This is a genomic window from Sphingobium quisquiliarum P25, from assembly GCF_000445065.1.
GTDB lineage: Bacteria > Pseudomonadota > Alphaproteobacteria > Sphingomonadales > Sphingomonadaceae > Sphingobium > Sphingobium quisquiliarum.
In genome coordinates this window covers 1-7,182 of sequence record NZ_ATHO01000006.1, presented here as the reverse complement: position 1 = coordinate 7,182, position 7,182 = coordinate 1, and the positions used below count along the sequence as shown (strand labels likewise).

The 7,182-nt window shown below is 68.1% G+C and carries 6 protein-coding genes; all 6 read right to left on the bottom strand.

The genetic code is table 11. The features are described from left to right. On the bottom strand, nt 1–668 hold a 668-nt coding region (locus L288_RS23005; RefSeq protein ID WP_021236458.1), incomplete at its 3' end, for an outer membrane protein. A 177-nt stretch (nt 669–845) separates the two neighbouring features. Further along, nucleotides 846–1,349, bottom strand: coding sequence for a DUF2793 domain-containing protein (locus tag L288_RS23000; protein ID WP_031303711.1), 504 nt, complete (start codon nt 1,347–1,349; stop codon nt 846–848). A 24-nt stretch (nt 1,350–1,373) separates the two neighbouring features. After that, entirely contained in the window at nt 1,374–3,569 is a 2,196-nt protein-coding gene (locus tag L288_RS22995; protein WP_021236456.1) for a phage tail protein, read from the bottom strand. Beyond that, nucleotides 3,551–3,982: a hypothetical protein gene (locus L288_RS22990; protein ID WP_021236455.1), complete on the bottom strand. Its 432-nt coding sequence runs from the start codon at nt 3,980–3,982 to the stop codon at nt 3,551–3,553. The genes L288_RS22995 and L288_RS22990 overlap by 19 nt, the downstream gene beginning before the upstream one ends. After that, nucleotides 3,979–4,794, bottom strand: a complete 816-nt coding sequence (locus L288_RS22985) for a DUF2163 domain-containing protein (RefSeq protein WP_021236454.1) — start codon at nt 4,792–4,794, stop codon at nt 3,979–3,981. Before L288_RS22985 ends, L288_RS22990 begins: the two co-directional genes overlap by 4 nt. Continuing rightward, nucleotides 4,791–7,118, bottom strand: coding sequence for a DUF2460 domain-containing protein (locus L288_RS22980; RefSeq protein ID WP_031303710.1), 2,328 nt, complete (start codon nt 7,116–7,118; stop codon nt 4,791–4,793). The genes L288_RS22985 and L288_RS22980 overlap by 4 nt, the downstream gene beginning before the upstream one ends. Between the last annotated feature and the right edge of the window lie 64 nt (nt 7,119–7,182).

Here is a 7,182-nt window from a genome sequence, read left to right as displayed (position 1 = left end):
GGCGGAGCAGCCGGCTCACCGAAGTTATACGCCAGACCCAGCAGCAAGCTGTGCGTACGCAGCTTGGTTTCCACATCCGCGCCAGCCGGACCAGCGAAGGTCGTGTAGGCAGGGATCAGGTTGATGTCGTCCTGGTTGAAGAAGCGATACTTCAGCGAGACGTCGAGGTTGTTGGTCAGCGGGTAACGAACGCCAGCGATCGCCTGCCAGGCGAAGCCGGTGTCGGAATCGTTGACCACATCGTTGGCCAGCTTGGCGCGCGAAACGCCGACACCGCCACCGACAAAGCCCTGAAGGCCATCGTCAGCACCGAAATCCAGAAGGCCGTTCAGCATGAACGACAGGGCCGAGGCCGAACCGCCGATGCCGGTCTTGTCGAGGTCAACCTTGGCGCGCTTGTAGGCAGCTTCGGCTTCCAGACGGAAACCACCGAAGTCATAGCCGATCACCGCGTCGCCGTCCCAACCCTTGTGGTAGTCGGCAGTGCCGGTCACGCCACCGGGAACCAGTGCGCCCGTGTCGTCGAAACCGGGGGTGAAGGTGATGTCCTGATCTTCGACAAGCACGACGCCGGAGTCGATACCGATGTACCAGCTGTCATCACGCGCCAGGGCCGGGGTGGCCAGGGCGCTGGTCGCAAGCGCAGCCGCGAGGGCAAGCTTCCGCATTTGGATTCCCCTTTCAAAAGTGTCACGAAGGACTGCTGAAACCCTGTATCGGCAAGAAAGTTTCATGGCAAGTCCACATTTGGCGAAACTGTTGCACTTTTACATCATATCGGCCGATTGAGGCAGGAAACAAGGTAAAGGCAAAGACCTTTCATGTAAAAGTTTCCTATGACAAAGTCATGACGCGATGAGCCCGTGGTGGCGCAGAACAGCAAGGATAGCAGCGATGGAGCTTCGCGCCTCACCATCGACAGTCGCGCCCCCGGCGGGCGCAGTAATCGGCGCGCCCTGGCTGCCGACGATCCGAAGGCCGCCAAAATACAATCCGTCCTCGCCAAGTCCCGCATCCTGCCAGCTCCCGCCGGTATAATGCATGTTATTGGCGCGGTCGGTCACCCATAAGGAAAGGCCAGTGCGCGGCGCGACGAACCGCCACCCGCCTTCAGTCCAGCAGGCGACGGCATCCTCCTGCCCCGCCCATGCCCCCATGGCGCCCGCCGCGACGATCCAGCATTTGCCGGGTGCCGGATCTGCGGGAGGCTCATTCTGATCGGCGCTTTCCACCTCGCCATGCAGCAGCATGTCGATCCGCGCCAGCGCCTCATTGTGGAAAAGCTCCTTTTGCGCCTGCCCTGAAAAAAGCTGCGGCAGCGCCCAGCGGGGCGTCACATCGGTCGTCATCATCATATCCTTCCAGGAAAGCTGTCAGAGGAAAAGCGGCAGCACGGCCGGACGGCCCGCCGCAAAGGACCCGATCTGCCGGATCTCGATCGCCACTGCTCCGCCGCCATCGGCAGCGATCATGGCCGCATCGTAGGACCAGGCGGCCTCAACGATTTCCACCCTGCGGAGGAGAGCGCCGCCACGCAGCACCCTCACCTCATAGCGTTCGCTCTGCTCGGTCAGCGGCGCATCCGACCCGCTGAGCCAGCGCCACCCGCCCCTGCTCCGCCGTGTCCAGCCAATCGTCCATCCGCCCGATCCGTCCGCAACGGCGCGCACATGCACCGGAGACGGCGGGATCAGCGCCTCGCCGCTCACCACCAGCGCCGCTTCCGCCGGTTCCGCGTCGCCCACGCCGATCGCCGCCAGGCGAAGCAGCGCCCCCGGCTCGACACCGCTCTGCGCCACGAAGGGTTCGGCCAGCCGCTCCTCTTCCAGCAACAGAAACGCCTCACCCGGTTCATGCGCCCCCATCGCCCATTCCGTCCCGCACAGGCCCCGCCGCAGCCCTTCCAGCCGGAAGCTATCCGGCCCCGTCTGCGCCACGCGCGAAAACTGGATCAGTTCACGCCCCGCCAGCGCAAGATTGCGCCCAGCGGACAAGGCCGCCTCGTCCGCATCCGCCAATTCCATGTCCGCCGATCCCAGCGTGACATGCAAGGCGTTGGGCTCATCGATCATCGTCGCGCTGCCCGGCAGCAGCACGCCGTCCACCCGCCCCATCACCGCGGCCGGAGCGGTTCGTCCCACGGGCGCCGCCTCGCCGCTCGCGCTCATTGAGAACAGCGCCGCGCCCCGCCATCCCGCCCCGCCGCTTGCCGCGGCCACGATCACCGGAGCCACGGCCGAACCATCCCTGATCGGCGGCAGGTCCACGAGCATCAGCTTCGTCGGTCCATGCGGCGCATCTTCCTGCCGCACCACCGTTCCCGAAGACGCACCGGCGGGCAGCACCGCCTCCGCTCCCGGCACGCGGCGCAGGGCAAGGCGGACCGCCATCCCCTCCCATTCCCGCTCCTCGATCCGCCATCGGCCCGGCGCGCCTTCCACGCGCACCACATCGCCAGCCTCATGGCGCAGGGCATCCCAGCCGCAGCGCAGGGACATGCTCGATCGCCCTGCCCAGGCATGGGCCAGCCGCCGCGCCGCCAGCGTCCGCGCCGCATCGCCTGAAAGCACGGCGGGCAGGTCGATGCCCTGCTCCGTCCTCCCCGGCCCCGGACGGCTCACTCGTTGGACGCCAGCCTGATAGTCCCGCTCCGCATCATAGTGACGAAGCGATAGCGCGGCCGGAACGCCTTCCGCCGCCGCGCCCGACCGCTCGGACGGGTCCAGTATGCGCCCGTTCACTCGCTGGCACAGCCTTTCGCGCCCAATCTCGGCCGGAGTCCCTTCGACCACGGAACCGGCAAGCCCCAGCCCCCCGCCGTTGTCGACAAAGGCAAGGTCATGCGCCTCGATCAAGGGAGCCAGCGCGTCCGCCACGTCGCGTCCGCCCGCCGCATAGCCATCCACCGCGCCCGGCAACCCTCCGGCCAGCACATCCCCGCACAGCTCCCGCGCGACCGCGCCGATGCCGGCAGCGCCCTCATCCGCCTCCACCTCGAACGTCAGCGATGGGATGCGATTGCCAAAATCCGCCAGTTGCAGATCCTCGAACACCGCATAGGCGATGCCGCGATGCGCGGTCGCGCGCGCCAGCCCCTGCGCCGACGCGATCAGCGGGTCGGCCGCCTGCTCCTCCCCGCCGCCATGCAGCCGGAAAGCGCCCAGTTCCGTCTTGAAGTCCCCCGCCGCCCCGCGCAGCAGATTTCCGTCAGCCCAGATACGCCGCACCGCCTTGACCTTCCGCGCCGACAGGGCAACCGCGAAGCTCGATGAATAGCTGTAGCTGGTGACGCTCGGCCGCCCCTTGCCCCCGCCGCTCCTGCTCCGCTTTTCCTTGAGGTCCGTCGCCCAGATCACCGTGCCAGCGACGCGCATCGTGCCGAAAATCTTCGGTATCTGCGCGCCATAGGTGGACGTCTGCACCTGCAAGTCCGCCAGCCGCCGCCCTTCCACGCCCTTGGGCCTGAACAGCACCGCCTGGTCCAGGCTGTTGCCGATCAGCCCGCCGATCGCCGCGCCCAGCGGCCCGCCAATGGCGGTGCCCAGCGCCGTCAGAACGATAGTCGCCATCTCTCCTCCTGTTCCATTCGCCAGTGGCCGATCACCGGCCAGGGTGACGGCCCCGGCATCTCGACCACGCGCCCCAGCCCCGCATGGGCGTGCACATGGCCGCCCGGCACCACCACCATCAGATGCAGTTGCAACGGCCCCGGCCGCACCAGCGCCAGACTGCCGGGCCTGCCGCCATCCGTTTCCACCAGCCCCGCCCAGCCCAGCCAGCCGCGCGCCACCGCTTCATTCCCGGATCGCAGGCCATATCCGCGCGGCGGCGTGCCCCTGTGCCCCGCCTGCGCAAGGGCCAGCACGGCCAGCCCCACGCAATCCACGCCCCGCTCCACGCTGCGGCCGTGCAGGCGGAAGGGCGCGCCCACCAGATCGCGCGCGGCGGCGACGATCCGCGCCGCCCTCTCCTCATCACTCATGCGCCGGGATAGCGGGTCAGCAGATCCGTCCCCGGCAGATAGGGTTCGCCCCTGAAATTGGCGGCATTGCCAAAGCGCGTGGCGCAACTTTCCAGCCGCCGGTCGCACCCTTCCGTCAGCAGCGCCATCGTTCCCGGCTCCACCACAAAGTGCGGCGCGTCGGCCAGCGTCACGCTGCCCGCATCATTGTCGATGACCGCCTGCACCGTCCCGCAATTGGGCCCCGTCAGCCAGCGCAGGTTGCCATAGCCATAGACGCCAGCGGCAAGGCCAGTCGCGCTCACCACCGCATCATCCACGCCAGTCACCGTCACCAGCTTCCGCCGCCCCGCCAGGTCCACGCGGCACTGCCCGTCGCCCAGATGCGCCCGGCAATCGGGCGAGGTAGACGGCGCGACCGGCCCTTTCAGCGCAGCCATCGCCCCCACCAGTTCCGCCGTGAAAGCGCCGCCCCGGCAGGTCACGCTGCCGATCTCGCCCCGCGCCAGCAACAGCCACATCTCGCCGGGCGCTTCCCATTCCGTCAGCCGCAATTCCAGCGCCGCGCCGTCCCAGCGCCCCGCCATCAGGTCGCGCTCGCTGATCGCATCCGCCACCAGCGCGCCCGCCACATCGGTATCGCTGCCCTCCGCCGTGATCCGGCTGTGGATCGCCGACGGCATCATTCCCGGCGCGGCGCGATAGCGGACATGGCCGATCTCCAGGTCCCGGTCATGGCTGGTCAGGCCGATGGTGACGCCGTCGTGCCGCTCCAGCCGCCAGCAGAAAGCCAGCGTGGCGAGCGGCCTGTCCAATCCCTCCAGCCCGCTCATTCCCTGATCTCCACCAGCGGCACCGAAGGCGCTTCGCCCGCGGCAAAGGTCGCGCGGTTGATGTCCAGCCGGTCCTCGGCAAAGCGCACCGGCACATCGAAACGGAACCCCGCCGTCACCACCGCGCCCGGCGCTGGCGCGGCATCGAAAGCGATGACGCCCAACCCCGCATGGCTCCACCCGCCCGACAGTTCCACGCCATTCACGGCAACCCTGATGCTCCCCGGCACCGGCCGCGTGATCCGCCGCGTCTGCGCGTCCTCCCCGCCGCCATAATGGCGCTGCAAGGGGAACTCTGCGCGCACGCCATCGCCGATGCCCAGCCGCTGGTCTATCGCGCTCGGCGCTTGCCCGATCGCGCAACTGCGATCGTCATAGGGATCGGTCAGGCGAAAGCCCCGTGCCGCGCCCCGCCGCGCACGGAAAAAGGCGATCAGCGCGGCGATATCCGCCTCCGACCGGACCCCCGGCCCGGCATCGAACGACAACCGCGCATCGGCCCAGTCGCTGCTGCGCCGCTCATGCCCTGACGGGCTCTCGACGATCTGCGTCGAAAATGCGGGCGACAGGCTGGCCTCGCGCCCAATGCTCAAAGGAAAAGCCACATCGTCAAAGGCTTGCATGTCCTCATCCTCCTGAAGTCTGAAGCAGGTGAAGCCGTCCCGCGCCACCTGCGGCAGCGCCCAGATAAAGGTCGCGGCGGTCCCGCGCCGCACCGCCATCTCCGCCGCATCGGCGATCCTGCGCCACTGCACCGCCTGGCTCGGCAACAGCACGAAGCCGGAAAAATAATGCTGCTCCGCGACCGGATAGCCCAGCCGCGCTGTCGCAAGCGCGACGCCCTTGTCCGTCAGGCTCCGCCGCCCTTCGGTCACCCAGTCATAATCTTCCAGTTGCAGCACATCGAACGCAGGATATGCCCATCCCACGGGCATGTTCGCCCGCTTGGCCTCCGGCGCGAGCGGGTCGAGCACGGTCGGCAGATAGGCCAGCAGATGCGTCACCGCGCCCGGCGCGACCCCCTTGACCCATGCGCACAGCGCCGCCGTCGAAGCCGCCAGCACCGCGCCCGCCTGATCCAGCAGCGCTTTCTGCGCGGCGGTCAGCGTCCCTCGCACATCGGGGATGGACACCGGGCTGCCCCCGAACGCCGCCCGCGCCGCATCGTCATACAGGCAGATGCGGCCATCGCCCATCACCCACCACCATGGCTCGCCGACCTGGAACTTGACGGTCAGGCCCGCCGCCAGCGCGATGGAAACAAAGGCGCCCGCCACCAGCCGCAAATAGCTCATCGCCCCGTCATGCGCTGGCGACAGCAATGTCGAAGGCGGCGACCAGCCGGTCAGCGCGGGCGCGCCATTTTCCGCCCGCTGCTTCCAGTCGTTCCAGCAATGCGCGTCGAACAGCTCGTAGGACAGAGACCAGATGATCCCCATCCCCATCGCCCTGGCCCGCCGCGCGAAATCGGCGTGCCAGGCCGTGCATGGCGCATTCAGCACGCCACCCGCCAGACTCACATAATGGCCGTCGCCCAGCGGTTCGAGCCGGAAATAATGGCTCATGCCGACATAATGGTTGATGTCGCCGCGATAGCCCAGCGCATGGATGGACGCGACGATCCGCTCCGGCGTCTGGTTGAAACAGTCGTCATAACCCGTCGCCATCGACAGCCCATGTTCGGGCACCATGACGTCGCCAACCTTCAGCACGCTTCCCGCGCCGTCGCAGCTCATGCCGCTGATCTCGGCCCATCCCTCCACCGCCGCGCCGAAGGGCGTCGACCCCGCGTCATAGCCGGGCGGAGCGATGGAAATGAACATCCGGTCGACATCCCCGGCCCACACCGGATCAGCCTCGCCGGGCAGCAGGAATCCGCCGTCCAGATCGGCAAAGTCCAGCGTGACCCGCGCATCCTCCGGCGATCCATCGGCATAGTTCCACAGCCGCACATACCAGGATCGCGCTTGCCCCGCCTCGTCCCTGCCCTCGATCGTCAGCGTGGGCCCGTGCGTCTCGTCCAGCCGCCTCAGCCCCCCGCTGCGCCAGCGGAACCGCAGCACGCACTGGCGGAAGTCCCTCGCCGTTTCATAGGCCAGCAGCGGATGGCTCCATTTGTCCTCCGCTTCCCAGATCAGCCCCGCCAGATCGCCCGATCCATAGAAAACGGCGTCCACCCGCAGCGCGTCGGCGGCCGTGGTGACGACGCTCGCCATCATCGGGCGCGGGAAATTGACGGTCCAGCAGGCCGGGGCGAAACGCTTCATGAAGCGCGTCTCCTGCCCCCGCCTCTTGTCCGCCAGCCAGTAATCCAGTCCGCTCATGCGTTCAGCGCCCCCCTGACCGTCCGCGCCACCTGCCGCGCGCTGCGCGCCAGCAGCCGGTGCG